Genomic DNA, 24,862 nt, shown 5'->3' with positions numbered 1-24,862 from the left:
TGATCACCTGAATCACTCCCACAACCCCAACAACTTTGCCTTCGCCACTGCTTGCGTCCTGCGCTCAACCCGCAACTTTCCATGTATTCGCCGGCTATGGGTTTTAACGGTATGCAACGATATAAACAGAGCATCGGCAATTTCTTGATTGGAATGACCAAGCGCAATCAGCTTTAGAACTTGCAGCTCACGCTGACTTAATGTTTCCGTTGCATCTGCACGACTGTAAAGTTGATGGCAAGACAATAGTGAGGTCTGCTCATCGTGCAGCAACAAAGGCTGACGCAGGTGCAACTCATTTAACGCCTGGAATGTTTGATACCGGGTAACGCTGACCACTCCCTCCTGCAACACATCGCTGGCCTTCGTGGTTTGACCGCCAAGCCACAACACTTCCGCCAGAGCCAGTTGTAATTCGGTAGCGAGCGCCCACATTCCACGCGTCTGAGCCTGCTTCATCAAAGATTCAACCTGTGCTGCTGCATCGATTGCATCCAGCTCTGACCGAGTTCGGGCGAGGATCAACAAATACTCGATGCGCGGTATCAGCTCAAGCGTGGCCGGGGGCGCCTGACGCGCCTGGGGTCCGCGATAGTGTTTGAGCACACGCCCCAAGGCCTCGCACGCCAGTTCGGCACGTCCCTGTTGCAACCAGAAATGGCTACTGATTTGCAGCAAGACACCGCGATAAACCGTGTCAGGAATATGCCGTTGCTGCATCAGTCGCTCTGCGTCGCGCAGCAGGACAAACGCTTGGGCATAATCGCGTTGATTAGCCGCCACTTGTGCCAGACCAAGAAAGCCATACAGCACGCGCTTGTCGTAGCTGCGTAAGCACTGCTGCAGGCCGGCCTGAAAAAAAGCCTCGGCGCGTTCATCGTGTCCCAGGCACAGTGCAAGCCGCCCCCTGCGCAGCGCGATTCGACCGAGCAACGGCACTGGTCGCTCGACTGGCTGACTCAGCAACTCATGAATGTTCGCGAGCAAGCTTTCCGCGCGCTGGGGAGCGCCACGCTGTTCAAGCAATTGCGCATGATCGAGCTCCAGGAGTCCTTCGAACACCAGCGAGCCTTGCGCACGCGCCAGGCACAACGCTTCACGGTTCAACGCCTGCGCCACATCGAGCTCGCCCCGCAGCAAGGCCTGCTGCGTCAAACCCGACAGGCTCATCACGCGCACGGTCCATAGGTCGGGGCCAAGGTCATTAAGTGCATCGATAAAATGTGCGCGCGAAGCTTCCATACGCCCCTGCAAATGCAGCAACCAGCCTTGTTGGGCCTGCCAGCGAGCGATCAATTGCTGCTGCAGAATCGCCGTCGGCTGCGGCGTGAATCGCGACAAGTGCCCGATGCATTCGGCGGCCTGCTCGAATCGCCCGGCAAACAACGAGGCTGCCGTGATCAAGCCGACCAGTTGCGGTGAGCCGAACATAAGCTCTTCGCCTTGATGCTCATACAATCGCAACAACAGCACGACGGTCTGTTCCTCGAACAAGTGCTCGAAACTGAAGTGCTGCAACAGGCTCACGGCGACTTCGAACTCTTCAGCCAGCAACGCCTGTTCGAAAGCCGCTTTCCAGTCCAGCTCTGTGGCGAACCACTGACACGCGCGACGATGCCAGGAACGCCCCGCGGGCCATTGTTCGTCGCGCATCAATTGCGTCAGCGGCGGGAAAATCTGTAGCCAGTCGGTCGAGTCTTGCCAGGGCTCGATGAAGCACCCCAGCTCCTGCAAGGTCTTGAGACATTGCGCGCCCTCACCCGCGCCAAACAGGTGATCGCATAACCGTGCATTGAATCGTGGCAAATGCGCGAGCACCCGCCAGGCCTCGGTCAACTCCGGGGTCAGGGAGGTGAAGAGTTCGTGTTCGAGGTAATCGAGCAACGTGTCCGCTCGACTGTGCAACGAGTCATTGCGTGACCAGTCGCATTTTTGCAGCAGAGCCACGCGAACCCCGGCACACCAGCCGCCGCTGCGCTGGATGATCTTGCTGGCGGCGGTGTTGGCATCGGCCGGCGTCAGGTGGTGCAACAGCGAGGTGATTTCAGCTTGATTGAAGGCCAGCGTCGAGGACTCACATTCGAACAGTTCGTCGTTGAGCAACAACCGTGGCCAATTGCATTGCGGGCGACGGCGAGTCCCCAGCCACCAGGTCAACATCGGACTGCTGACGGCCAGCATGCGATCCAGCAGCAGGTCGAGTTCCGGGTTTGGCACACGGCAATAATCGTCCAGAAACAGCCAGGTCGGCGCTTGCAAACGCGCCAGTGCGCGGAGCATCGTAGCCTCCTCCGAAGACGCCATCCCCAGTGACTCCGCCAGACGCTGACGAAACTCCTCCACGCTCATGGCAATACCTGACAGTGGCAACCAGCAGACGCGGCAATGCGGCGGTGCCTGCAACAGGCAGTCGGCGAGCAGCGCCGATTTGCCACTGCCGGCAGGAGCGCAGATTAATTTCACCCGCGCGGCCGACTCCAGCAACGGTTCGCTCAGGCGATCACGCGACAGGTGATGCGAAGAAAGTCGGGGCAAAAATCCAGATCGGTCCAGACACGGAGTCATGGCGGTCATTGCGGCGTGCCTTTTTATAATTGTGGGGCAACCCTAGACCTGTCTAGCCCGCTTGTTGAGAAGTATTCAGCACGCTTATTGGCGCCCATAAAAAAGGCGACCACCCGGTCGCCTTTTGCCCTGCGTCTGTATCCACCTCCTTATCTGACACCCTCGGCACGCAACGCCGATGGCGTGAAGTCGGCAGCCTTGGCTACGAAGCCAAACTGGTAACTGTGTTTCTCTTCGTTCTTCATTCCAAGCGCGATGTAGCGGCCGGCAATAATGTCGTAGAGCGCTTCCAGCGTATAAGCCTGAGCCTGGTGATCGTAGACGTACTCAGAATGCCCCTCTGCCACTCGCCACAATTGACCGCGACCGTCGTAGTGATCCACCAGCGCGGCTTGCCAGCTGTCTTCGTCGATGTACATGTGGCGCTTGGCGTAGATATGGCGCTCGCTCGGCTTGACTGTACCGATCACTTCCCAGACACGGTGCAGCTCATAACGGGTCAGGTCCTGATTGATATGGCCGGCCTTGACGATGTCGTCGTATTTGAGGCTCGGCGAGTCGAGTTTGTAGCTGTTGTAGGGGATGTACATTTCCTTCTTGCCGACCAGTTTCCAGTCGTAGCGATCCGGCGCACCGGAGAACAGGTCGAAGTTGTCGGACGTGCGCAGACCATCGGATGCGGTGCCCGGGCCATCATAAGCCACTTGCGGGGCGCGACGTACACGACGCTGCCCGGCGTTGTAGATCCACGCCAGACGCGGCTCCTTCACCTGATCGAGGGTTTCGTGCACCAGCAGCACGTTACCCGCCAGACGCGCCGGCGCGGTGACTGACTGTTTGAAGAAGGTCAACACGTTGGCGGCTTTGTCCGCGTCCAGATCCTTTATCAGTTCCGGGACGGAGATTTCTTCCTCGAAGCGAATCGGCGTGTAGCTGCCGTTGGTTTGCGGGGTCACCTGGGTGATGATGCGTTTGATGTTGCCACCGTGGTAACGGGTGATGTGGTTCCACAACACTTCGACGCCGTTCTTGGGAATCGGGAACGCGTAGTAACGTTCGCCCGTGAAACCCGTCAGGCCGTTACCGTCGTTGATGGTGGACGTATTCAGTGCGCTGCGCTTGGCCGACTCGAAGATTTCCGGTGGCGCGGTCACGGTACGGTGGGTTGGGTATACCGGGATCTTGTAGGTTTGCGGATAGCGCTTGAACATCGCCACCTGGCCTTCCGACAACTTGTCCTTGTACTTGTCGACGTTCGCGGCGGTGATGACAAACAGCGGCTTTTCGCTGGCGAACGGGTCAGACAGGAAGCCTTTGCTGTCCACCGGGGCGGCGTTTTTCGGGAGGCCACCGGTCCAGGCCGGGATCGTGCCGCTGGCGTTGCCAGCCTTTTCGGCGCCCAGCGGTGTGAGGCTGGTGCCGAGTTTGTTCGCTTCTTCCGGCGAGACTGCCGCCATCACGTTGACAGCCAGCAAGCTCAGGGCCAGGGCGCCGCATTGCAGAATCATCTTGTTCATTGAATTCATCCTTCTCAGCCAGATCAGAAGTTCACGCCGAAGCTCAACGCCACGAAGTCGCGGTCTTCGAGGACGTTGTAGTCACCGCCAAAGTAATCGGTGTAACTGAGGCTCGCGGTATAGGTGTTGCGGTAGTCGGCATCGACACCAACGCTGACCGCCTTGGAGCCTTTGTTGAACACCCCGTTGGGGGCGTAGCCGGCGACGTCGTGCGCCCAAGACAAGTTGGGTTTGAGGTTGACCCCGCCAATTACGTTGGCGTAGTCAAGGATGGCCCGGGCGCGGTAGCCCCAGGAAGTCGAGGTGATAAAGCCTTCGGTGTCGCCGCCGAAACCGTACTGGCCGTAGACCGAGTCGCGGCCATAACGCAGTTCGCTGCGCGGCTCCAGACCACCGACGAATACCGCTGCCGCTTCACCGACAATGGTCAGACGTTGAGCGCCCAGCACCTGGTCGAAGAACTGCGTCATGGTGCTCTGGATTTGCGTGACTTCTTTGCGGCGATAGCCTTTGTTGTCACCGCCAGGTGTCGTGACGATGGGCGATGCGGCACCACCGGCAATCGGGTTGATCAACGCCAGCGTCAGGTCGTTGGTGCTGACCTGCACCGGAGCGTTCGGGCGATAGCTGATCTCACCGCTCCACGCGGTGCCGGTAGGCAAGGTGGTGGAGAAACTGGCGCCGTAGAGTTGAATGTCTTCGGGGTAATCGAGGTAATACTGACCACGACCCAGCATCACACTTTGGGCCAGACCCGCACCGCTTCCCGGTGCCAAACGGTTGGCTGTGGCGACCATGCCCGGCAGGCTGGCCAGCGTCGAGGCGCCGGCCGTGACGGTGCCGACATTGGGTGTGCGGCTGTGGTAGTTCATGAAATACAGGCCGTACTCGGTGTCATCACCGAGCCAGCGCAAGGCAGTACCCCATTGTCCGGAGTCCCGCGCATCGCGGTCGCCGCCACGGGGAACGACCACACCTTCGCGGGTAACCAGAATCGGCTGGCCGAACGCTGCGGCCACCGGCGCCAATGGAGCAATCGCGGGACTGCCGACGGTGTAATTGTTGTTGCAACCATCCGCCACGACGTCGACAGCGAAGAAGGTGCCGCAGTTGTCGACAACAGTCTGGTCCCACTCCAGTTGGTAGAACGCGTCGACCGAGAGCTGATCCGTCAGGCCTTGGGAAACGTACAGCATGTTCACCGGAATCAGGCCTTCCTTGATCTCGGCACCCGGACGACGAAACGCAGAAACGTCCACCGGGTTGATGCTGTTGATCGAGTTGCCGATGAACGTACTTTCACCCCAGCTCACCACTTGCTTACCGGCGCGCACGCTGCCCGGAAGTTCGGCGATGGAGTAGTTGTGATAAACGAAGGCGTCGAGAATTTGCGAGCCTGCGGACTTGGCGCCTTCTTTGCGGCCGTGGTCACTGATTTGCTTGAACGGGCGAGTTTCGTCCTGCAACTCGAAGTCGTACCAGTACTTGCCACGCACGAACACACCGGTATCGCCGTACTTCAACTCAAGGTCGTGAATACCCTTGAAGATTTTGGAGAAGGTTTCGCCCTTCTCGAAATTCAGACGCCCGTCATCCCCCGTCGATGACTGCCCGGTCCCGCCATTGACAGTGCCCACCAAAGCATCTTTGGCATCGCGCATGCCCCAACTCGCGCCGACGGACAGTGAGGAGTCAAACGTCCCCTCGATCTCCCCGATATTGAATGAAACAGCCTGCGCCTGGGCACAGCAGCCCAAGGCAACCGCAGCGGCCAGCGCGTGCGGTGTGAAGATGGCGCGCATTGTTGTTTTTGTCATGCGTCTTCCCCGGTGAGTGACAGAAGGCCTCACCCTACTGCCGCAACCCGGGAGCGATAAGCGCACCAAGGAGGTATTCGTGGTGTACCTCTAAAGGATGAATGGCCAGGCAGGACGCGGGTTTGCGCGGGGCATGGATGGGCTGGATGGAGGGTTATCAGTCAGATGCATGGGTGAGGCTAAATCCGACTTGTAGCAGCTGCCGAGCAACGCGAGGCTGCGTCCGGCTGCGCAGCAGTCGTCAAATTGGCAATCGCGATTTCTCAGGATGAATTAGTGCGAACGGACTACGACTGCTTCGCAGCCGGACGCAGCCTCGCGTTGCTCGACAGCTGCTACATGGGTGTGGTGTGCCGGGACTGTTGCCCCGGCTGCAAAACTGCATGTCGTGAATCGCTATTTTTCCTTTGGGCCAAGCGACTTATTCTTGCCGGGCTTTCACGGTGAACAGCCGGATAGCACGAAGCGATGTTGTGTGATCAGTCCACTCCATTGGCGACAGATTCAGATGAGTCGATGCCTTATCGATTGATCACCCTGTGTTCTCTGACGTTGATTTGTAGCTCCTGATCCACGTCTTGCTTTGGCCGCTGCGTTTGCAGCGGCCTTTTTTATGGGCGTTGGTTTTGTGGCGGTGGTGATCGGAATTTTCGCTCAAGACACGCTTGCAAGATATTTCCTATAACAAGATAAGAAATCTCTTCTTTGCGCGAGAGATGTTCGCGCTTTTATTCCTGGCATAAAGAAATCCCTCTCAACTCTATATGTAATAACCCACACATCTCTCGGACCCAAACACTGTGTTTTCGTTGTAACTTTAAATGGCACGACGCAATAACCGGCTACCCGCCAACACGTAATTCATCAGCCCATATGCACATTCAAAAGGATATGAATATGCAAAAACCACCCAAAGACTCCAACCAATCAAGGCCAGGCACATTTTATCTCGATACACCGGTCGAAATAAAAGGCATTGCACCTGACCACATGATTCCTGCACCGCGAACATCAAAAGTACCGATAGATGGACCATTCGGCCACGGCCACAGCGCCTTTAATCAAAACCTGCTCACAATCCAACGCACAACCAAAGCGCTGGAGCAGGAATATCAAATCAGGTCCAGCCATCTACCGCAAACAATTGAAACTGAACTCGCTGCCACACGACTTGAGGGTTCAACCGATCCACTTCCGCCGGTCCAGTCGATTATTCGAGAGCTCGACGTACGAAACAAACTTACATCACGCAAAGCTGCAGAGCTCCACAGCACAACAGCTATTGCCCATTCGTTTTATGGAGGAGATCCGTTTAATCGAAATATCAACGAATTTATGAAAAAAGCGACAACCCTTGAAAAGAGGCCGGTGCCAAACGGCATTGCCATGCAGGCGTTGTTTCAGTCCCTGCGGGCAGCACACGATGCAAGGTTGCTGTCTCAAGGCGTCGAATTGCTCAGTCAGCAACACGTCAATGTGCAGAACTTTCTCAGTGCCGTGCAAGCCAATGAGGAGGCCCAGAGAGTTGCAGCAGAGCTAGCGCGCGCCAATGAGGAGGCTGTGGCAAGAGCTCATGAGCAAGCGCGACTTGCTGCGCTGGAGAACGCCCGGCGAGTGGCAGCAGAACAAGCTCAAGAGCAGGCGCGACTTGCCGCTTTGGAGAACGCGCGGCGAGTGGCGGAAGCACAGGCTCGAGAGCAAGCAAGACTGGCCGCATTGGAAAGCGCGCGGCAATTGGCGGTTGAGCAGGCGCGGATTGCAGCAGAAGCGGCAGCCCGGCGGGTCGCTGCGGAACGGGCGCTTCTCGAAGCACAAGCCGAAGTCAAACGGCAGGAAGAAAAGGCACGCGAAGAACAGGAAGAAAAAGAAAGAAAGGAGGCCGAAGCCAAAAAACACGCGCAAGAGCTCGAACGATTCAGAGCGATGGTTGCGATGTTCAAAGCGTGGGAAGCCGCCAAAATCAGTCGGCCGTTTCCCATATCAGGACAGTCTGCCGCAGCGGGTCCGGTGTTCACCTTGGCCTCGGGGCGCCTCGCCACTGGCGTAGCGACTACCCAAGCGGTCAGGTCCGCACTGCACACCGCTGTTGCCGCAGTCACAACAGCAGGCACCGCAGCGGCAAGCGCTGTACTCGTCGGATTTGCGGCGCTTCTGTTTCCTTCGCCGCTGGCTGACGGTGAAAGCCGTCAACTGAACACCCCGCTTTCGGATCTCGTCCCGGACGACTTCCATGCCTGGAGCCTCGCGCTTTCGGAGTACCAGCCCAACGATCTCCATGCCTTGAGCTTCCCGCTCTCGGATTTCGCACCGGGCAATCTTGATGACTTGTATGCAGTAGCCCAGGTCGATGGAGAAATCAGGCTGCCGGTAGCGATCGGCTCCAGATCAGTGGGGAACATAACCGAATTCGTTGTCGCTGCCACAAACGACACATCGATACCTGGCAACGTCCCGGTGCGACTCGCCACTTTCGATCCAGCCGTCAATGCGTATAGGTCTTACAACCCGGATGCCCCGTCCATCGGCATGACCTGGACGCCAATCGTCAAGCCGAACAACGGGTCAACCACCCTCCCCGCAAGCGAGCCGAACATTGCCGTTTACGACGGCACGACCCTAACCGCCTTGGAAGGAAGGCTCGATAAATTTCCAGAGCTGGATTTGTACAGCTTTGGTGGCTTTATCACCGTCTTCCCGGCTGAATCGGGTATCCCCCCGATTTTTACAATGTTCAGGGATCGACGGAACGAACCGGGTGTTGCCAGTGGTTCTGGACAGTCGGTTTCGGGAAATTGGTTGGGTACGGCCTCGACTTTGGGAGGCGCGCCGATTCCTATGCGCGTGGCGGATAAACTTCGAGGAAGAGAGTTTTCAAGTTTTAAAGCGTTTCGCAGAGTATTTTGGAAGGCGGTAGCAAATGACGAGGTATTGATAGATCAGTTCACCCACTTCAATAAATTTGATATTAGAAGGGGACTATCTCCTAGCGTTCTCCCATCGGAGCAAGTGGGTAAGCGGCAAAAATATGAAATTCACCACATCAAGCCAATCAGCGAGGGTGGCTCGGTCTACGACCTAGACAATCTTCAAGTATTGACACCAAAGCAGCACATTGAAACCCACTCCAAAAAAGGAGACAAGCAAGATGAACTTTAAAAACAAATTTGAAGAATATACAGAATCTGAATATATAAGCCTTATAAACCGATTAGTTATAGGCGATTACTCATCAGAGAAAGAACATGACGCAATTATTGACAACATCGTAAGCACTTCAGAACATCCAAACGGAACAGGCATCCTGTATTACCCCGAACCGGGTGTCGAAGACAGCCCTGCCGGCGTATTAGAAGCCATAAAGCAATGGCGAGCCGCCAACGGCAAACCAGGCTTTAAAATAGAAGAATAGTGATAAGACAGTGGAGCCAGCAGACATGCTTGGCTCCACTTTCCAGTCTGTCACTCCAAAACGACAATCCTGGAGCCATAAAGGAGGAAGCCGGCATGAGCAAGCTTAATATTTCAGACTATACCGAAACAGAGTTTCTCGAACTCTTAAAAAAAATTTGCCGCTCTGAATACACTACAGAAAAAGCTCAAATAAGTGCAGTAGTCTTATTTGAGGAGCTGACAGAGCACCCAGACGGATCTGACTTAATTTACTACGCAGAGACGGACGAAGATGCCACACCCGAAGCTATCATTGAAAAAGTAAAAGCGTGGCGAACTGCCAACGGAAAGCCGGGCTTTAAAATAGAAGAATAGAGATAAATTGTGGAGCCGGCAGACGTGCTTGGCTCCACTTTCCGGCATATCACCTCAAGAGCGACAACCTAGAACCATAAAAAAGAATCCTATTAAAAGGGGGACTGTCACCAACCCCCCCCATCCGAGCAAGTGGGTAAGCGGCAAAGTATGAAATTCACCACATCAAGCCAATCAGAGGGTGGCACGGTCTACGACCTAGATAATCTCCAAGCACTGACACCAAAGCAGCACATTGAAACCCACTCCAAAAAAAATAGACAAACAAGATGAACTTTAAAAACAAATTTGAAGAATATACAGAATCTGAATATGTAAGCCTTATAAACCGATTAGTGGTAGGCGATTACTCATCAGAGAAAGAGCATGACGCAATTGTTGGCAACATAGTAAGCACTTCAGAACACCCAAACGGAACCGACATCCTGTATTACCCCGAACCGGGTGTCGAAGACAGCCCTGCCGGCGCATTAGCAGCTATAAAGAAATGGCGAGCCGCCAACGGAAAGCCAGGCTTCAAGGCAGAACAATAAAACCTGAAAAAGGGAGTATGCGATCACGCATGCTCCCTTTACATCATTTGATTACAACGAATACTTCTGCAGATTCCCCATCATTTCCTTCAGTGCTTCAATATTGTCCTTCGGATGCGCAGCCCCCTCAAAATCACAAATCTGCTCCCACTGCGCCGCCACATCTTCTGGCGAGAACCCCACCCGTGGATCAAACCCGGCACCCAGGCTGCGCTCCCAACGCACTTTGCCCATCCAGCCGCCGCCCACTTCAAACAATCCGGATGTTTCTTTGCAATTTTCGCTGGCCAGATACACCACCAACGGGCTGACCAGTTCCGGTTTGAGTTGCTCGAATACTTGCGGCGGGATCAAGCCTTCGGTCATGCGAGTGCCGCCGGTAGGCGCGATGGCATTGACCAGGATGTTGTTCTTGCGGCCTTCAATGGCGAGTGTGCGAGTCAAGCCGTAGAGGCCGAGTTTGGCCATGCCGTAGTTGGACTGGCCGAAGTTGCCGTAAATGCCCGAGGTCGACGCGGTGAAGATCACGCGGCCATAGTTTTGCTCACGCATGTGTGGCCAGGCGGCACGGGTGACTTTGTAGGCCCCTTCGACGTGGACGCGGTAAACCAGGTCCCAGTCGGCGTCGTCCATTTTGTGGAAGGTCTTGTCGCGCAGGATCCCGGCATTGTTGACCACTACATCGATACGACCAAAAACGTCGAGTGCGTGCTGAACGATTTTGTCGCCGTCAGTGACGGAGTCGTGATTGGCCTCGGCAATCCCGCCAGCCTCGCGAATTTCGGCCACTACACGGTCTGCTGCCGACGCGTTGGCGCCCTCACCCTGCGCCGAACCGCCGAGATCGTTGACCAGCACTTTGGCGCCCTGTTTGGCGAACAGCAGCGCATGTGCCCGACCCAGGCCGCCGCCTGCACCGGTGACGATCACGACTTTATCTTCGAAGCGCACAGACTCACTCATGGGGGGAACTCCAACAGGCCAGGGGACAATGGGTTCGAGTGTCAGGCACGGCGCTGCTGGTCACAACGAACAAGGGGCGGGCTGAATGGTGTCCGATAAGGCTGGGGGATAATCAGGAGCAGGCGGCCCTGCGCGGAGGCAACGCCAGCCGATCACGAAACTCCAGATAATGCTTGAGCACCTTCGCCGGCGCTTCAATCTGGGGATAGTGGCCAATTTCGGCCAGCAGGATGGTGTCCGGATGGGGGATCAGTTCGCGATAGCGCGCGACCATGTGCGCACCGGAAATCGGATCGACCTCGCCATCAATGACACGCAGCGGCACTTCACCGCGCTGCATGGCGCCGACCCAACGGTCGCGCTGGACCCGCCGCTCTGGAATATACGTGATGAGCTTGTGCATGATCCGCGGGCCGTGATTGCTGTTGATCAGCCCCCAGAAATCATCCATCTCACTTTCTGTCGGACGGGTCATCCGCCCGAAAATCTTCCTGAAGCTTTTCACCAGTGCGTCACGTGTGAACGCTCGGCCGATCATCCAGCCCAAAGGGCTGAGCAACAATTTTTGCGCCAACAGCGGGCGATGAGCTTCCGGGAACAGGCCGCCGTTGAGGAACACACAACTGGCGATGTGAATGCGGGTTTCGTAATGCCGGGCCAACAGTTCCTGCGCCACGCTGTCGCCATAATCGTGGGCCAGCACGTGCACCGGTTGCGTGACACTCAAATGCGCCAGCAACGCCTGTTGCACGTCGGCCTGTTCAAGCAGGCTGTATTCGTGGTTCACCGGTTTGGCGGAGTCGCCAAAGCCAAGCATGTCGCAGGCAATGACCCGATAGCGCTGTGCCAGTGGTTGCCACAGGTAATGCCAATCCCAACTGGCGGTCGGAAATCCGTGGATGAGCAACAGCGGCTCACCCTGCCCGGCCGTCCAATAGCGAATGGTCTGGCCACGGAATACAAACGTCTGGCCGCGTTTGCGCCAGACACACAGCGGGATCTCGGCAAGCGCCATTAGAGTTTATAACCCGGGTCTTGTTGATCGAGTTTGCGTAGCAATGCTGGCCAGGCCAACGCGCCACCCATCCCTTGAGCACTTTTGGTCACGCCGGCGATCATCGCCCTGGCGCCTGCCAGAATCTGCGGTTCGATGGTGATCAGTTCGGCACCGCCGTTCTGCGCCATCACCTGAATATCGCAGGCGCGCTGGAAGGTAAACATCATCAGGAACGTATCGGCGATGGTGCTGCCACAGGTCAGCAGACCGTGGTTGTGCAGCATCAGGAAATTGTTTTCACCGAGGTCGGCTTGCAGGCGCGCCTTCTCTTCATGGTTCAACGCAACGCCTTCATAGGCGTGGTAGGCCAGACTGGACAAGACAAACAAGGATTGCTGGCTGATCGGCAAAATACCCTGTTTTTGTGCCGAGACCGCAACGCCGGCAGCCGTGTGGGTATGCAACACGCAGACCACATCGTGGCGAACTTCATGCACGGCGCTGTGAATCGTGTAACCCGCCGGGTTGATGTCGTAAGGACTGTCCATCAACTTGTTGCCGGCTTGATCCACCTTGACCAGGCTCGACGCGGTGATCTCATGAAACATCAGCCCGAACGGGTTGATCAGAAAATCTTCGGTACCTGGCACCTTGGCCGAAATGTGCGTAAAGATCAGATCGTCCCAACCATGCGCCGCGACCAAACGATAACAAGCCGCCAGATCAACGCGGGTCTGCCATTCGGCGGCACTGACCTGGCTTTTGACACAGTGGGGCGACTGGACGGGAGCAACATTCACGGCATGACCTCCTGTTCTTATTGTGGTGCTGTCGTTATGCCAGTCTAGTCAGCCCCCGGCCTTCGTGTAGTTGCATTGGCAGCCAGCTTGATGACCGAGCGAGTCAGTGGCGCAATCTTCACTGCAATGCGCTGACCAACTGTGCCAGCCAGGGTTCGGCATCGGTTTCGGGGGTGACACTTTCGCTGGCGTCCAGGCGCAGCATGGGCAGCACTTCGCGCAGACCCAGTTCATTGAACAATTCACGCATCTGCTCGCCACCGCCACAGAAGGTATCGCCATAGCTCGCATCACCCAGGCCGATCACCGCCCCCGGCAGACCGCGCCAGGCGGCAGGCAACTGATCGCGAATCATCGAATACAACGGTTGCAGGTTGTCCGGCAATTCACCCATGCCGGTGGTTGACGTCACTGCCAGAAACGCCTGGGGTTCGAATGCCAGAACATCAGCCAGTAACGCGCGTGGGTTGTGCATGGTTTCAAAACCGGCGGTCTTCAAAATACTCGCGGCGTGGCGGGCGACTTCTTCGGCCGTGCCGTACACCGAGCCGGAAAGGATGGCGACTTTCATCAATCTGATCCTGAAACTGAGTGAAAACCGGATATTAACAGCACGACCTGCATTGTTCTTTTAGAATGCTGCGCTCAATCACTCTGGAAAGGATTCTCCGATGATTAATGCCCAGCTGCTGCAAATGGTGATCAATGCTTCCAACGACGGCATCGTGATTGCCGAAAAGGAAGGCGAGCAGGACAACATCCTGATTTACGCCAACCCGGCATTCGAACGTCTGACGGGGTATACCAGCGAAGAAATCCTCTATCAGGACTGTCGCTTTCTGCAGTCCGGTGACCGGGATCAGGCCGCACTTGCCACCATTCGCGAGGCGCTGAACAAGGAAGGATCCTGCCGGGAAATCCTCAGGAACTATCGCAAGGACGGCACCCCCTTCTGGAACGAACTCTCACTGTCCACGGTAAAAAACCCGAACGACGGGCAGACTTACTTCGTCGGCGTACAGAAGGACGTCACGACCCAGGTCAAAGCCCAGCAACGTGTTGCGCAGCTGGAAACCCAGTTGGCCGAGGCGCACGCCGAGCTTTCTGCGCTGAAAGCGACGAACGGTAAAAACAAAACGGTGAATTAATGGTCACTAACTACAATCACCAATGACTTTGTATCTATATCTTTCGAGCAAGCCATGCAGCGCGACGCACTCCTGACCCAGGACGAACTGGATTTCATCCAGACCATGCAACACAACCCACAGCTCAATGTGCGTGATGCAACGTCGAGCCTGCTCGTTAACAGTGGCTCGCAGATACGTGATTTGCTCACGCGCCTCGCCGCTCATGAGCAAGTCACCATCCAGGCCCATTTCGAAAATCAGCAAATGACCTTTCCGCTGCACCTGGTGGAAGATGAATTTCATGCGCTGCATTTGCGTTTGGGCGTGCCAAGCATTTACGAAGACGGGCCAATGGTCCGTCCTTGGCGCCTGGTACTTGAAGAGCCGGTGGCACTGGAGAATGCCAAAGGCCAGCCCGGCACAATGTTTGTGCACGAAATCTCGTTCAAAGGGGTTTTGCTGGAGGTCCGCAACAAGACCAAGCCACCCAAACACTTTGCCTTATGGTTCAGCCCGTCAGGCTATGAACGGATTTCTTTGCGCGGCACCTTTGAGCGTCAAACCGAGCAAGGTTTCTACGCCTACGAATTGAGTCAGTCTGACAAGGACGAAACCGAACGTCTGCGCCAATACATCCTTCAGCAACATCGCCTGACACACCCCGCGCTGCATATCTGAGTTTCAGGTATCAAGGTTTCCCGCCAGGAACTGTTTCAGACGCTGGCGCATTACCCTTGCTTCGTTCCCCAGACATCCGATCGATGATCCGGCCAGGCTCTCTTGCGCCAGGTCTGACGCGTCCCCCGCCAGCAATAACTGACAGTCAAGGCTCATGGCCAGTCGACTCAACCGACGCGGCAGCTCCGCAGCGGGCGCATGATTGGACACCAGCACCAGTGCCGCAGGTTTGACCCTCTCGCAAACCAGCGTCAACTCGTCGAAGGGCTGACCGATAGCCAGTAGTTGAATCGCCAGATCGACACTGCTCAGGTACAGCCCGGTGATCAGGACATCCAGCTCATGGGCCTGGTCGGCAATAGCACAGACAATCACTCGGCGCGGTTGCATGACACGCACCAGCAGCAGGCGTTGCAATACTCGGGAACGCAGAAAGGCATCCAGAAAAAGCCACTCGCTGGTCTGGCCGAACGTTTCATGACGCTGAAGCAATTGCTTCCAGACCGGGAGCAAAATGTCCTGAAACACGACCGTCAGTGGGTAACTGGAAAAAATCTGACCATAGAGTTGCTCCAGTTGAACCTCGTCAAAGGCGCTGACCACCGCCTGAACCTGCTGTTGCCACTGGGCATAGTCAGCCTGAACGAGCTCGGTGGGTATGATCTGCGCCAGCGCCTTGAGCGGTTCGGTCCTGGCCAGGATCTTGCCGACTTTGCTGACCGCAACGCCGCGGTCGATCCAGTCGAGGATGCTGCGAACCTTCTCGATATCGTGCATCGAGTAAAGACGATGCCCACTTTCAGTGCGTGTGGGCTGGATCAATCCATAACGCCTCTCCCAGGCGCGCAGCGTAACCGGGTTGATGCCCGTCAGACGCGCAACCTCACGAATAGGAAACAGCTCTTCCCGATCGAGAGGACGATCCGATTGCGGGGTAGAGGTAACGTCAGTCAGGACAGGCATCAAGTCGACGTCCATGTTCAAAATTGGATCCCATTCTAACTCTCCCGCCGACTATTCAACACAGTGATAATCGACGCATCATGCTGGTGTATTGGCCAGAATCAGGAATAATCCTTGCTTGTCTCGAAGCGCAGCCCACCACCCCGGCGTTGCGCCTGGCGAAACTCCTACCCGGAGTAACGCAACTGTTATAGGAGATTCACAATGTCTACCTCACCCGTCACGCTGATGGTTGCGCGCCGCGTTGCCGAAGGACGCTATCAGGACCTGATGGTCTGGTTGCGCGAAGGCGAACAACTGGCCACCGATTTTCCCGGTTATCTCGGCTCTGGCGTGCTCGCTCCGCCGCCCGACGATGACGAATTCCAGATTATTTTCCGCTTTGCCGACGAGCAGACCCTGCACGCGTGGGAACATTCTGCGTCGCGCACTGCCTGGCTGGCGCGCGGCAGTGACCTGTTTGGCCACAAAACAGAACATCGCGTCAGTGGAATCGAAGGCTGGTTCGGCGCGGTCGGTCAGCGCCCGCCACGCTGGAAACAGGCCGTGGCGATCTGGCTGGCGTTCTTTCCGGTGTCCCTGTTGTTCAATTTTTTACTCGGGCCTTTGCTGAGCGAAATGAGCCTGCTGCCACGGGTGTTCATCAGTACGTTGTGCCTGACGCCATTGATGGTCTATTTCTTCATTCCATTGTCGACCCGTCTGCTGGCCAACTGGCTGAACAGCGCGGCCCCACGGCCGCAGCCCTCCGAGCCCATCCCTCAAAATCAATGATCCGCATGGGGTCCGCTTCCACGGTAGGTGAATGCCGTCGCGCGCTGGTATAGTTTTGCTCTTACCGCGACGCGAGCCATTCATGACCTCTTCCGCAGCCCCCATCCTCATCACCGGTGCCGGCCAGCGTGTCGGCCTGCATTGTGCGCAGCGTTTGATTGAGGACGGCGAGCGGGTGATTTTCACCTACCGCAGCGAACGCCCCGGTGTCCAGACGCTGCGTGATCTGGGCGCCACCGCGGTGTTTGCCGACTTCTCCACTGAAGCCGGGATCCTCGCGTTCATCAGCACCCTGAAAACCCACACTGACAGCCTGCGGGCGATTATCCATAACGCCTCCGAATGGCTGACCGAAACGCCGGACACCGACGCCGCCGCCTTCACCCGCATGTTCAACGTGCACATGCTTGCGCCTTACCTGATCAACCTGCACTGTGGCGACTTGCTGCAACGCTCAAGCCCGGCGGACATTGTGCACATCAGCGATGATGTGACCCGCAAGGGCAGCAGCAAACACATAGGCTACTGCGCCAGCAAAGCCGGGCTCGATAGCCTCACCCTGTCCTTCGCCGCGAAATACGCGCCGACAATCAAGGTCAACGGTATCGCGCCCGCCCTGCTAATGTTCAACCCCGAGGATGACGCGGCTTACCGCGCCAAGGCGCTGGCCAAGTCAGCGCTGGGCATCGAACCCGGCAGTGAAGTGATCTATCAGAGCCTGCGCTATTTGCTCGACAACCCTTATGTCACCGGTACCACCCTGACCGTCAACGGCGGACGGCACATCAAATAAGATGCCCCGCGAGGATGCTCCATGCCACTAACCCTGCCTCAGAACGCCCTAACCCAGAGCTACCGCGAGATTCTCATCGGTCTCGGTGAGAATCCGGATCGTGAAGGCCTGATAGACACTCCGCTGCGGGCGGCCAAAGCCATGCAGTACCTCTGTCATGGTTACGAACAAAGTGTCGAAGAGATCGTCAACGGCGCGTTGTTCGCCTCCGACAACGATGAAATGATTATTGTCGACAACATCGAGCTGTACTCGCTCTGTGAACATCACCTGCTGCCCTTCATCGGCAAGGCCCATGTGGCTTATATTCCAACGGGCAAGGTGCTGGGCCTGTCGAAAATTGCGCGGTTGGTGGACATGTTCGCCCGTCGCCTGCAAATCCAGGAAAACCTCACCCGGCAAATCGCCGAAGCAGTGCAACAGGTGACCAATGCCGCCGGCGTCGCGGTGGTCATTGAAGCCCGGCACATGTGCATGATGATGCGCGGTGTCGAGAAACAGAATTCGACCATGAACACCTCGGTGATGCTCGGCGCCTTCCGCGAGTCGAGCAACACCCGCCAGGAGTTCCTGCAATTGATTGGACGGAGCACGTCGTAATGCCACAACTTCAACCAGGAATGGCACGCATCCGGGTCAAGGACCTGTGTCTGCGAACCTACATCGGAATCAACGAGGATGAAATCCTCAACAAGCAGGATGTGCTGATCAACCTGACCATCCTGTATGCAGCCCAGGAAGCGGTGCGCGACAACGACATTGATCACGCGCTGAACTACCGCACCATCACCAAGGCAATCATCGCCCACGTGGAAGGCAATCGCTTTGCGCTGCTCGAACGCCTGACCCAGGAAATCCTCGATCTGGTCATGGCTAACACCTCGGTGCTGTACGCCGAGGTTGAAGTCGATAAGCCTCACGCACTTCGATTCGCCGAATCGGTATCGATTACGCTCGCGGCAAGCCGCCAAGCTTCAAGCGTTTAGCTACAAGCGTTAAGCTACAAGCCACCGCAATCCAACTTGCAGCTTGAAGCTTGCCGCTTGAAGCTGCCTCGCAGAGGCCCCCATGACCGATCAACAACGCCTGGAACTTGAAGCCGCCGCCTTTCGCCGGCTGGTGGCCCATCTGGACAGCCGCAAGGATGTACAGAACATCGACCTGATGAACCTCTCCGGTTTCTGCCGCAACTGCCTGTCCAAGTGGTACAAGGCCGCTGCCGACGAACGCCAGATCGACGTCAGCCTCGATGACGCTCGCGAAGTGGTTTACGGCATGCCGTACGCCGAATGGAAAGCCCAATACCAGCAAGAAGCCAGCGCCGAACAACAAGCGGCGTTTGCCAAAGGAAAACCCAATGAGTGATTTGAACACCCTGCGCGCCAGCCTCAAGAGCGGCGAACACGTCTTTGCCGACACCCTGGCCTTCATCGCCGCCGGTTACGACTATCAACCACAGGCTTTCAACAACGGTGGTGTGGAAAACGCAGCTGGTCAGAACGAAGGTTCGTGCAAGACCCTGGGTCTGGCGCTGCTGGAAGGTCTGAGCGATGAAGAAGCGCTGCTGGCGTTTGGCGAGCATTACCGTTCGGTGGTTGCAACGCCTGATGGCAGCGACCACGGCAATATCCGCGCATTGATTGCCCATGGGCTGGCTGGCGTGAAGTTCACTCAGCAACCACTGACTCGCCGCTGATTCAAAATCAAAAGATCGCAGCCTCGTTTCACTCGACAGCTCCTACAGGGATCGTGTTTCTCTGTAGGAGCTGTCGAGTGAAACGAGGCTGCGATCCTTTGGTCTTCCAGGGCACATCCCGACTTTAAAGATTGACCCGGCAACTTTATTTCGTTTGCCGGGCACCGCTGCTCACGGCTTAGATAAAAAGAAGTATCCCTTCTTCAGAGTCGGTCATCCATGAGCAGCGAATCCATCAGCCAGTCGATCAACATCGTTCATCCTGTCACGCTCAGCCACGGTAAAAACGCCGAGGTCTGGGACACCGATGGCAAACGCTACATCGACTTCGTCGGCGGCATCGGCGTACTGAACCTCGGCCATTGCCACCCACGCATCGTCGAAGCCATTCGCGAACAAGCCACCCGGCTGACCCACTACGCCTTCAACGCCGCCCCGCATGTGCCTTACATCGAGCTGATGGATCGCCTGAGCGCGTTCATTCCGGTGGATTACCCGGTCAGTGGCATGCTCACCAACAGCGGCGCGGAAGCGGCGGAAAACGCCCTCAAAATCGTCCGTGGCGCTACCGGCCGCACTGCCGTGATTGCCTTCGACGGCGCTTTCCACGGCCGTACGCTTGCCACCCTCAACCTCAACGGCAAAGTCGCCCCCTACAAACAGAAAGTCGGTGTGCTGCCGGGGCCGGTGTTTCACTTGCCATACCCGAGCAAGGACAACGGCGTGACCTGTGCCGAAGCGCTGAAGGCCCTGGATCGCCTGTTCAGCGTCGAGATCGATGTCAATGACGTGGCATGTTTTATCGTCGAGCCGGTGCAGGGTGAAGCGGGCTTCCTGGCGATGGACGTAGAGTTTGCCCAAGGGCTGCGCAAGTTCTGCGATGAAAAGAACATCCTGCTGATCGCCGATGAAATCCAGTCTGGCTTCGGCCGCACCGGCCAGCGTTTCGCATTCTCGCGACTGGGCATCGAGCCGGACTTGATCCTGCTGGGCAAAAGCATTGCCGGCGGCGTGCCGCTGGGTGCGGTGGTGGGGCGCAAAGCGTTACTCGACACCTTGCCCAAGGGCGGTCTGGGCGGTACTTATTCGGGCAACCCCATCGCCTGCGCCGCCGCGCTGGCGACGCTGGATGAAATGACCGACACGCAGTTGCAAGCCTGGGGCGCGCAACAGGAAGAAGCGATTGTCAGCCGCTACGAAGCCTGGCGCGACAGCAAGCTATCGCCGTATCTGGGGCGTTTGACCGGCGTGGGTGCGATGCGTGGCATCGAGTTGATCAATGCTGACGGCACGCCAGCATCGGCCCAGTTGACGCAACTCCTGAGCCTTGCGCGGGACGCAGGCTTGTTGTTGATGCCCAGCGGCAAGTCGCGCCATATCATTCGGTTGCTGGCGCCATTGACCACCGAAGCCTCGGTGCTGGAGGAAGGCCTGGACATTCTCGAAGCGTGCCTCTCCAAATTATCTTGATTGCAAAATGCGTTCTGGGACTGACATAGCGAATTAAGTTCGCTTGTTGTCCCCGAATTCGTGTCGCAATACTGACCAAAGCCCCCTTTACCTAGCGAGAACATCACCACCTACACATTGAGGCCGTCATGTATCACGACAATATAATTTATAAGAAAAAGTCCAACGATCCTCAATTCCTGCTCGCCGTCGCCGTGGTGCTGTTCCTCGGTTCCTACCTGATGAACCTGGGCAACAGCGCCCTAAGCCATTTTTTGCAACCGCTGTTGGGCAATACCCCGGACAGCCTCACCGCTCGCAACATCGCCACTGGCCTTGGCATTGCCGTACTGGGCACGCTGAACTTCCATGTCCTCGGGCGCTTGAAGTTCAAGGTGCAGACCACCGTGGTGTGGGTCGAGCTGCTGATCCTGTTTCTCGCGTTCTTCGATACTTTCGACCTCTCCTACAGCTTCATTCTCGACAAAGTCGGTTTCCTGATCCTCCAGGGCGCTGCCACCACTTTGTACATCTCCGCGTTGGCCATTGTGATCGCGTTTGTTCTGGCGCTGATCGGCGCGGTGGCGAAGCTGTCGAATAACGGTTTGGCCAATGCCCTCGCCTCTTTCTACACCTCGTTCTTTCGCGGCGTGCCGCTGCTGATTCAGATCTACCTGATTTACCTGGGCCTGCCGCAACTCGGCTATGTGGTTGACGCGGTGCCGGCCGGCATCCTCGCCCTGTCACTGTGCTATGGCGCCTACATGACCGAGATTTTCCGTGCCGGTATCCAGAGCATTCCGGTCGGCCAGTGGGAAGCTTCGCGAGCCCTGAACATCAGCCCGTTCAAAACCCTTTTCCGCGTGATCATGCCCCAGGCCTTGCGGGTGATCATTCCGCCGACCGGCAATCAGTTTATCGCCATGCTCAAGGACAGTTCGCTGGTGTCGGTGATCGGTGTCTGGGAACTGATGTACCTGGCCAAGACCCAGGGTCGGGCAGACTTCCGCCACCTGGAGATGCTGATTACTGCGGCAATGATTTACTGGGCGCTGTCGTTCATTCTCGAACGGGTGCAGGCGCGAATCGAAAAGCGGGTCAACCGTTCCACGGCAAGGGGCTGATACGTGATGACTCGAACCAACACCGCTGAACAACTCGACCTGGCCCCGGCTGTAAATCCCGGCCCTTCGATGATCTCGATTACGGGCCTGAACAAGTGGTACGGCAATTTTCACGCCTTGCGCGATGTCGACCTGAACGTCGCCACCGGCGAAATTCTGGTGGTGTGCGGGCCGTCAGGCTCAGGCAAATCGACGATGATTCGCTGCATCAACCACCTGGAAAACTTTCAGAAAGGACACATTCAGGTCAACGGCATCACCCTCACCAGTGAAGCGGAAAGTGTCAGCGCCGTGCGCAGCGAAATCGGCATGGTGTTTCAGAGCTTCAACCTGTTCCCGCACTTGAGTGTGATGGACAACCTGACCCTGGCCCCGCAATTGGTACAGGGCGTTTCATCCGCCGAAGCGAAGAAACGCGCACAGGTTTATCTCGAACGCGTACGAATTGCCGAGCATGCCGACAAGTACCCCTCGCAACTGTCCGGCGGTCAGCAGCAGCGCGTGGCGATTGCCCGGGCGCTGTGCATGAACCCCAAAGTGATGCTGTTCGACGAACCGACCTCCGCGCTGGACCCGGAAATGGTCCACGAAGTGCTGGACGTCATGAGCGAATTGGCCACCGACGGCATGACCATGATCTGCGTGACCCACGAAATGGGTTTTGCCAGCAAGGTCGCCGACCGGGTGTTGTTCATGGATCAGGGCCAGGTCATCGAACAAGCCACCCCTGCCGAGTTTTTCAACAACCCGCAGACCGAACGCGCGCGGAAATTCCTGTCGCAAATCATCGGTCACTGAGAAGCGCTTTACCCCGCATAACAATAACGAGAAGTGGAGATGGACATGCTCAGTAAGAAACACGCAATCACCCTCGCAGCCTCCCTGTCACTGTTGTTTGTCGGCGTCGCCAATGCCGGTGCCGTGCTGGACAAGATCCAGAGCAGCAAGACGTTGACCGTCGCTACGTCGGCGACCTGGCCGCCGCAGGGGTTCATCAACGACAAAAATGAAATCGACGGTTTTGATATCGATGTGTCCAAGGAGATTGCCAAGCGTCTCGGCGTCGAGGCCAAATTCATCACGCCCGACTGGGATGTGATTACCGCCGGCAAATGGAATGGTCGCTGGGACGTTTCCGTGGGCTCGATGACCGCGACGAAAAGTCGGGCACGGATTCTCGATTTCCCCGGGACTTACTACTACGTGCCTTATGTGTTTGCGGTGCACAACAAATCCACGGTCTCCGACCACAAGGCACTCAATGGCAAAACCATCGGCGTCGAAGGCGGCACCACGTCAGAAGACTATTTCAGCCAGGCGCTGGCCATCGAAACCACTGACGTACCGCCCGTCGTCTATGACGTAAAAACCGAAAAAATGAAGACCTACGCAGGCTCTGTCGGCCCGCTCGACGATCTGCGCCTGGGCGATGGTACCCGACTGGATGCCATCCTCACGCAACGCAGCACCCTGGATGCCGCCGTCAAGAAAGGCTACCCGCTGCGCGCCGTCGACAACACCGTGGTGTTTTTCGAACCTCTGGCCATTGCCACCGACAAGGGTGATCCGGAGCTAAAAGCCAAGCTGGGTGAAATCATCGGCGAGATGCACAAGGACGGCACGCTGACCAAGCTGTCGGACAAGTGGTACGGCGTGGATTACTCGACTCTCAAGTAGTACGCCTTCCCACTGTGGGAGCGAGTCTGCTCGCGATGGACGTCAACGATGACACGGCTTTGCTGAATGCCCGCGTCGACCTTGCGTTTTTTCGCGAGCAGGCCCGCTCCCACAATGTTTGACGTACGCATAATTTACTGGCCATTTCTCAAGGATCGACCATGTCCTTCCCCAACACCTGGTATTCCCAAACCTCGCTGCCACGCGCGGCCAGGCCAGAATTGAACACGGACGAAACTTGCGACGTGTGCATCATCGGTGCCGGCATCGCCGGCCTCACTGCCGCCCTGGAGCTGACGCGTCGCGGCAAGCGGGTGATCATTCTTGAAGCCAATCAGGTGGCCTGGGGTGCGTCCGGCCGCAATGGCGGCGTGGTCTCGCCCGGTTGGGCTGAGGGGTCCGGAGCGATTCGCAAGAAACTTGGGCTGGACCACGCCAGGGCGCTGTTCCAGATGTCGGCCGAAGGCGTGGAGATTGTCCGCCGCAACATCATCGAACTGGCTCTGCCCGGTTGCGCGCCATCCGCGGGCACGATTCGGGTCAAGCGCTACGACGACGGCGCGGGCGTGAAAAACCACATCGAAACCATGCACCGCGACTTCGGTTATGAACTCAACTACCTCGATACCGCTCAGGTCCGCGAACGGGCACACACCGTTCGCTACTTTCAGGGTGTCGAAGATCCGAACGCCATGCATTTCCACCCGCTCAATTATTGCCTGGGCCTGGCCCTCGCCATTGAAACGGCGGGAGGCAGAATTTTCGAGCAATCGAAAATGCTCGCCTGGCATCGCGAAGGCAACGACAAAATCGTCAAGACCGCGCGTGGCACCGTGCGCTGCAAGGATCTGGTGTTTTGCGCGGGCGGTTATGGTGGCCCCGAGTTGCAAAAGCTCAGCCGCGCTTACCTGCCCATCGCCACTTACGTAGTGTTGAGCGAACACTTGGGCGACTCGATCAAAACCGTTCTCGACTCCGGTGCGGCCTTCTCCGATGACCGTCGCGCTTCAGATTACTATCGCATCGTCGAGGGCGATCGCCTGCTTTGGGGTGGACGCATTACCACCCGCAATGAACAGAACGAGAAAGCACTGGCAGCCATGCTCAAGGCCGACATGGTGTCGGTCTATCCACAACTGGCTCCGGTAAAAATCGAAATGGCCTGGTCCGGCCTGATGGGTTACTCCACCAACAAAATGCCCAACCTGGGGCTACTGGAGCAGGGCGTCTGGGCCTGCACTTCTTTTGGTGGACACGGTTTGAATACCGGCTCAATTGGCGGCAGGGTGATTGCCGAAGCCGTGTGCGGGGAAAGTGCGCGCCATGAGTTGTTCAAGCCGTACTTGCTGGACTGGAACGGCGGGCCGTTCGGTCGAGTGGCTGCCAATGCGATCTATAAATCACTGAAGGTGATGGACTTTGTCCAAGAGCGGTTCAAAGGCTGATGAACACAGGCGAACCTGTGGGAGCGAGCCTGCTCGCGATGGCAATTTATCATTCAACATAGATGTCGGCTGATACACCGCTATCGCGAGCAGGCTCGCTCCCACATTGGAATGTGATCAGGCATTAAATTGTGGGCACAAAAAAACCGGCCGAGCAGACTGTGTGAAAACCTAGC

Annotated in this window: 26 protein-coding genes; 18 read left to right on the top strand and 8 right to left on the bottom strand. The window is 57.0% G+C overall.

Features of this window, described 5'->3' with window-relative positions:
• Window positions 1–12: 12 nt before the first annotated feature.
• The 3 genes from PMI22_RS19785 to PMI22_RS19795 all read right to left on the bottom strand — a co-directional run bounded on the left by PMI22_RS19785 (window position 13) and on the right by PMI22_RS19795 (window position 5,899).
• A complete protein-coding gene (locus PMI22_RS19785) occupies window positions 13–2,574 on the bottom strand; it encodes a LuxR C-terminal-related transcriptional regulator (protein WP_007944655.1) in 2,562 nt (853 codons plus the stop codon).
• A gap of 140 nt (window positions 2,575–2,714) precedes the next feature.
• Window positions 2,715–4,082: a DUF1329 domain-containing protein gene (locus tag PMI22_RS19790; RefSeq protein WP_007944654.1), complete on the bottom strand. Its 1,368-nt coding sequence runs from the start codon at window positions 4,080–4,082 to the stop codon at window positions 2,715–2,717.
• A 23-nt stretch (window positions 4,083–4,105) separates the two neighbouring features.
• Entirely contained in the window at window positions 4,106–5,899 is a 1,794-nt protein-coding gene (locus PMI22_RS19795; RefSeq protein ID WP_007944653.1) for a DUF1302 domain-containing protein, read from the bottom strand.
• Window positions 5,900–6,796: 897 nt separating this feature from the next.
• Here PMI22_RS19795 and PMI22_RS19800 point away from each other — a divergent pair.
• The 5 genes from PMI22_RS19800 to PMI22_RS30430 all read left to right on the top strand — a co-directional run bounded on the left by PMI22_RS19800 (window position 6,797) and on the right by PMI22_RS30430 (window position 10,197).
• Complete coding sequence (locus tag PMI22_RS19800) at window positions 6,797–9,055, top strand: S-type pyocin domain-containing protein (protein WP_007944652.1); 2,259 nt, start codon at window positions 6,797–6,799, stop codon at window positions 9,053–9,055.
• The gene (locus PMI22_RS19805) at window positions 9,045–9,308 is read left to right on the top strand and encodes a bacteriocin immunity protein (protein WP_007944649.1); all 264 of its coding nucleotides are present in this window, start codon (window positions 9,045–9,047) and stop codon (window positions 9,306–9,308) included. The genes PMI22_RS19800 and PMI22_RS19805 overlap by 11 nt, the downstream gene beginning before the upstream one ends.
• 95 nt (window positions 9,309–9,403) lie before the next feature.
• Window positions 9,404–9,664, top strand: a complete 261-nt coding sequence (locus PMI22_RS19810) for a bacteriocin immunity protein (protein WP_007944646.1) — start codon at window positions 9,404–9,406, stop codon at window positions 9,662–9,664.
• A 150-nt stretch (window positions 9,665–9,814) separates the two neighbouring features.
• Window positions 9,815–9,937: a hypothetical protein gene (locus PMI22_RS32330; RefSeq protein ID WP_338010174.1), complete on the top strand. Its 123-nt coding sequence runs from the start codon at window positions 9,815–9,817 to the stop codon at window positions 9,935–9,937.
• A complete protein-coding gene (locus PMI22_RS30430; RefSeq protein WP_081502761.1) occupies window positions 9,934–10,197 on the top strand; it encodes a bacteriocin immunity protein in 264 nt (87 codons plus the stop codon). Before PMI22_RS32330 ends, PMI22_RS30430 begins: the two co-directional genes overlap by 4 nt.
• Window positions 10,198–10,248: 51 nt before the next feature.
• On the opposite strand, the gene PMI22_RS19815 is transcribed toward PMI22_RS30430, so the two are convergent.
• The 4 genes from PMI22_RS19815 to PMI22_RS19830 all read right to left on the bottom strand — a co-directional run bounded on the left by PMI22_RS19815 (window position 10,249) and on the right by PMI22_RS19830 (window position 13,528).
• Window positions 10,249–11,160 (bottom strand): SDR family oxidoreductase, encoded by a 912-nt coding sequence (locus PMI22_RS19815; protein ID WP_007944645.1) that lies wholly within the window; start codon window positions 11,158–11,160, stop codon window positions 10,249–10,251.
• Window positions 11,161–11,272: 112 nt separating this feature from the next.
• Complete coding sequence (locus PMI22_RS19820) at window positions 11,273–12,175, bottom strand: alpha/beta fold hydrolase (RefSeq protein WP_007944644.1); 903 nt, start codon at window positions 12,173–12,175, stop codon at window positions 11,273–11,275.
• Complete coding sequence (locus tag PMI22_RS19825) at window positions 12,175–12,957, bottom strand: class II aldolase/adducin family protein (RefSeq protein WP_007944643.1); 783 nt, start codon at window positions 12,955–12,957, stop codon at window positions 12,175–12,177. Before PMI22_RS19825 ends, PMI22_RS19820 begins: the two co-directional genes overlap by 1 nt.
• A 118-nt stretch (window positions 12,958–13,075) precedes the next feature.
• Window positions 13,076–13,528: a flavodoxin gene (locus tag PMI22_RS19830; protein ID WP_007944642.1), complete on the bottom strand. Its 453-nt coding sequence runs from the start codon at window positions 13,526–13,528 to the stop codon at window positions 13,076–13,078.
• 100 nt (window positions 13,529–13,628) lie between these two features.
• On the opposite strand from PMI22_RS19830, the gene PMI22_RS19835 reads away from it, so the two are divergent.
• Together PMI22_RS19835 and PMI22_RS19840 are read left to right on the top strand one after the other, a co-directional pair.
• A complete protein-coding gene (locus PMI22_RS19835; RefSeq protein ID WP_007944641.1) occupies window positions 13,629–14,105 on the top strand; it encodes a PAS domain-containing protein in 477 nt (158 codons plus the stop codon).
• Window positions 14,106–14,159: 54 nt separating this feature from the next.
• Window positions 14,160–14,765, top strand: a complete 606-nt coding sequence (locus tag PMI22_RS19840) for a hypothetical protein (protein ID WP_007944639.1) — start codon at window positions 14,160–14,162, stop codon at window positions 14,763–14,765.
• Window positions 14,766–14,768: 3 nt separating this feature from the next.
• On the opposite strand, the gene PMI22_RS19845 is transcribed toward PMI22_RS19840, so the two are convergent.
• Window positions 14,769–15,728 (bottom strand): MerR family transcriptional regulator, encoded by a 960-nt coding sequence (locus PMI22_RS19845; protein ID WP_007944638.1) that lies wholly within the window; start codon window positions 15,726–15,728, stop codon window positions 14,769–14,771.
• A 204-nt stretch (window positions 15,729–15,932) separates the two neighbouring features.
• Between PMI22_RS19845 and PMI22_RS19850 the strand changes: the two genes are divergently transcribed.
• The 11 genes from PMI22_RS19850 (at window position 15,933) to PMI22_RS19900 (ending at window position 24,686) form a co-directional block, all read left to right on the top strand.
• The gene (locus PMI22_RS19850; protein WP_007944637.1) at window positions 15,933–16,502 is read left to right on the top strand and encodes an antibiotic biosynthesis monooxygenase; all 570 of its coding nucleotides are present in this window, start codon (window positions 15,933–15,935) and stop codon (window positions 16,500–16,502) included.
• An 82-nt stretch (window positions 16,503–16,584) separates the two neighbouring features.
• On the top strand, window positions 16,585–17,295 hold the full coding sequence (folM, locus tag PMI22_RS19855) for a dihydromonapterin reductase (RefSeq protein WP_007944636.1): 711 nt from the start codon (window positions 16,585–16,587) through the stop codon (window positions 17,293–17,295).
• Between the two features lie 21 nt (window positions 17,296–17,316).
• Window positions 17,317–17,895, top strand: coding sequence for a GTP cyclohydrolase I FolE (gene folE / locus PMI22_RS19860; RefSeq protein ID WP_007944635.1), 579 nt, complete (start codon window positions 17,317–17,319; stop codon window positions 17,893–17,895).
• A complete protein-coding gene (gene folX / locus PMI22_RS19865; RefSeq protein WP_007944634.1) occupies window positions 17,895–18,281 on the top strand; it encodes a dihydroneopterin triphosphate 2'-epimerase in 387 nt (128 codons plus the stop codon). Before folE ends, folX begins: the two co-directional genes overlap by 1 nt.
• Before the next feature lie 82 nt (window positions 18,282–18,363).
• On the top strand, window positions 18,364–18,660 hold the full coding sequence (locus tag PMI22_RS19870; RefSeq protein WP_007944633.1) for a DUF1244 domain-containing protein: 297 nt from the start codon (window positions 18,364–18,366) through the stop codon (window positions 18,658–18,660).
• Window positions 18,653–18,991 carry a HopJ type III effector protein gene (locus tag PMI22_RS19875; RefSeq protein WP_007944631.1) on the top strand — a complete coding sequence of 113 codons (339 nt, stop codon included), beginning with the start codon at window positions 18,653–18,655 and terminating at the stop codon, window positions 18,989–18,991. The genes PMI22_RS19870 and PMI22_RS19875 overlap by 8 nt, the downstream gene beginning before the upstream one ends.
• A gap of 219 nt (window positions 18,992–19,210) precedes the next feature.
• On the top strand, window positions 19,211–20,461 hold the full coding sequence (locus PMI22_RS19880) for a 2-aminoadipate transaminase (RefSeq protein ID WP_007944630.1): 1,251 nt from the start codon (window positions 19,211–19,213) through the stop codon (window positions 20,459–20,461).
• Window positions 20,462–20,589: 128 nt separating this feature from the next.
• Window positions 20,590–21,564 (top strand): amino acid ABC transporter permease, encoded by a 975-nt coding sequence (locus tag PMI22_RS19885; protein ID WP_007944629.1) that lies wholly within the window; start codon window positions 20,590–20,592, stop codon window positions 21,562–21,564.
• 6 nt (window positions 21,565–21,570) lie between these two features.
• A complete protein-coding gene (locus PMI22_RS19890) occupies window positions 21,571–22,362 on the top strand; it encodes an amino acid ABC transporter ATP-binding protein (protein ID WP_007944628.1) in 792 nt (263 codons plus the stop codon).
• A 45-nt stretch (window positions 22,363–22,407) separates the two neighbouring features.
• Window positions 22,408–23,241: a transporter substrate-binding domain-containing protein gene (locus PMI22_RS19895; RefSeq protein WP_007944627.1), complete on the top strand. Its 834-nt coding sequence runs from the start codon at window positions 22,408–22,410 to the stop codon at window positions 23,239–23,241.
• A 161-nt stretch (window positions 23,242–23,402) separates the two neighbouring features.
• Window positions 23,403–24,686 (top strand): NAD(P)/FAD-dependent oxidoreductase, encoded by a 1,284-nt coding sequence (locus tag PMI22_RS19900; protein WP_007944626.1) that lies wholly within the window; start codon window positions 23,403–23,405, stop codon window positions 24,684–24,686.
• Window positions 24,687–24,862: the final 176 nt, after the last annotated feature.

It is taken from the genome of Pseudomonas sp. GM21 (assembly GCF_000282215.1).
In the GTDB taxonomy this organism is placed as follows: Bacteria; Pseudomonadota; Gammaproteobacteria; order Pseudomonadales; family Pseudomonadaceae; genus Aquipseudomonas.
This window is presented reverse-complemented; position numbering and strand designations above follow the sequence as displayed.

Bases quoted from the DNA above. Each gene is read 5' to 3' on its own strand.
- PMI22_RS19850 (WP_007944637.1), top strand. From the start codon at position 15,933: ATGTCTACCTCACCCGTCACGCTGATGGTTGCGCGCCGCGTTGCCGAA.
- PMI22_RS19845 (WP_007944638.1), bottom strand. From the start codon at position 15,728: ATGCCTGTCCTGACTGACGTTACCTCTACCCCGCAATCGGATCGTCCT.
- PMI22_RS19830 (WP_007944642.1), bottom strand. From the start codon at position 13,528: ATGAAAGTCGCCATCCTTTCCGGCTCGGTGTACGGCACGGCCGAAGAA.
- PMI22_RS19810 (WP_007944646.1), top strand. From the start codon at position 9,404: ATGAGCAAGCTTAATATTTCAGACTATACCGAAACAGAGTTTCTCGAA.
- PMI22_RS19885 (WP_007944629.1), top strand. From the start codon at position 20,590: ATGTATCACGACAATATAATTTATAAGAAAAAGTCCAACGATCCTCAA.
- PMI22_RS19790 (WP_007944654.1), bottom strand. From the start codon at position 4,082: ATGAACAAGATGATTCTGCAATGCGGCGCCCTGGCCCTGAGCTTGCTG.
- PMI22_RS19785 (WP_007944655.1), bottom strand. From the start codon at position 2,574: ATGACCGCCATGACTCCGTGTCTGGACCGATCTGGATTTTTGCCCCGA.
- PMI22_RS19800 (WP_007944652.1), top strand. From the start codon at position 6,797: ATGCAAAAACCACCCAAAGACTCCAACCAATCAAGGCCAGGCACATTT.
- PMI22_RS19795 (WP_007944653.1), bottom strand. From the start codon at position 5,899: ATGACAAAAACAACAATGCGCGCCATCTTCACACCGCACGCGCTGGCC.
- folE (WP_007944635.1), top strand. From the start codon at position 17,317: ATGCCACTAACCCTGCCTCAGAACGCCCTAACCCAGAGCTACCGCGAG.
- PMI22_RS32330 (WP_338010174.1), top strand. From the start codon at position 9,815: ATGAAATTCACCACATCAAGCCAATCAGAGGGTGGCACGGTCTACGAC.
- PMI22_RS19815 (WP_007944645.1), bottom strand. From the start codon at position 11,160: ATGAGTGAGTCTGTGCGCTTCGAAGATAAAGTCGTGATCGTCACCGGT.
- PMI22_RS19900 (WP_007944626.1), top strand. From the start codon at position 23,403: ATGTCCTTCCCCAACACCTGGTATTCCCAAACCTCGCTGCCACGCGCG.
- PMI22_RS19875 (WP_007944631.1), top strand. From the start codon at position 18,653: ATGAGTGATTTGAACACCCTGCGCGCCAGCCTCAAGAGCGGCGAACAC.
- PMI22_RS19835 (WP_007944641.1), top strand. From the start codon at position 13,629: ATGATTAATGCCCAGCTGCTGCAAATGGTGATCAATGCTTCCAACGAC.
- PMI22_RS19880 (WP_007944630.1), top strand. From the start codon at position 19,211: ATGAGCAGCGAATCCATCAGCCAGTCGATCAACATCGTTCATCCTGTC.
- PMI22_RS19890 (WP_007944628.1), top strand. From the start codon at position 21,571: ATGACTCGAACCAACACCGCTGAACAACTCGACCTGGCCCCGGCTGTA.
- PMI22_RS19805 (WP_007944649.1), top strand. From the start codon at position 9,045: ATGAACTTTAAAAACAAATTTGAAGAATATACAGAATCTGAATATATA.
- PMI22_RS19820 (WP_007944644.1), bottom strand. From the start codon at position 12,175: ATGGCGCTTGCCGAGATCCCGCTGTGTGTCTGGCGCAAACGCGGCCAG.
- folX (WP_007944634.1), top strand. From the start codon at position 17,895: ATGCCACAACTTCAACCAGGAATGGCACGCATCCGGGTCAAGGACCTG.
- PMI22_RS19840 (WP_007944639.1), top strand. From the start codon at position 14,160: ATGCAGCGCGACGCACTCCTGACCCAGGACGAACTGGATTTCATCCAG.
- PMI22_RS30430 (WP_081502761.1), top strand. From the start codon at position 9,934: ATGAACTTTAAAAACAAATTTGAAGAATATACAGAATCTGAATATGTA.
- PMI22_RS19895 (WP_007944627.1), top strand. From the start codon at position 22,408: ATGCTCAGTAAGAAACACGCAATCACCCTCGCAGCCTCCCTGTCACTG.
- PMI22_RS19870 (WP_007944633.1), top strand. From the start codon at position 18,364: ATGACCGATCAACAACGCCTGGAACTTGAAGCCGCCGCCTTTCGCCGG.
- folM (WP_007944636.1), top strand. From the start codon at position 16,585: ATGACCTCTTCCGCAGCCCCCATCCTCATCACCGGTGCCGGCCAGCGT.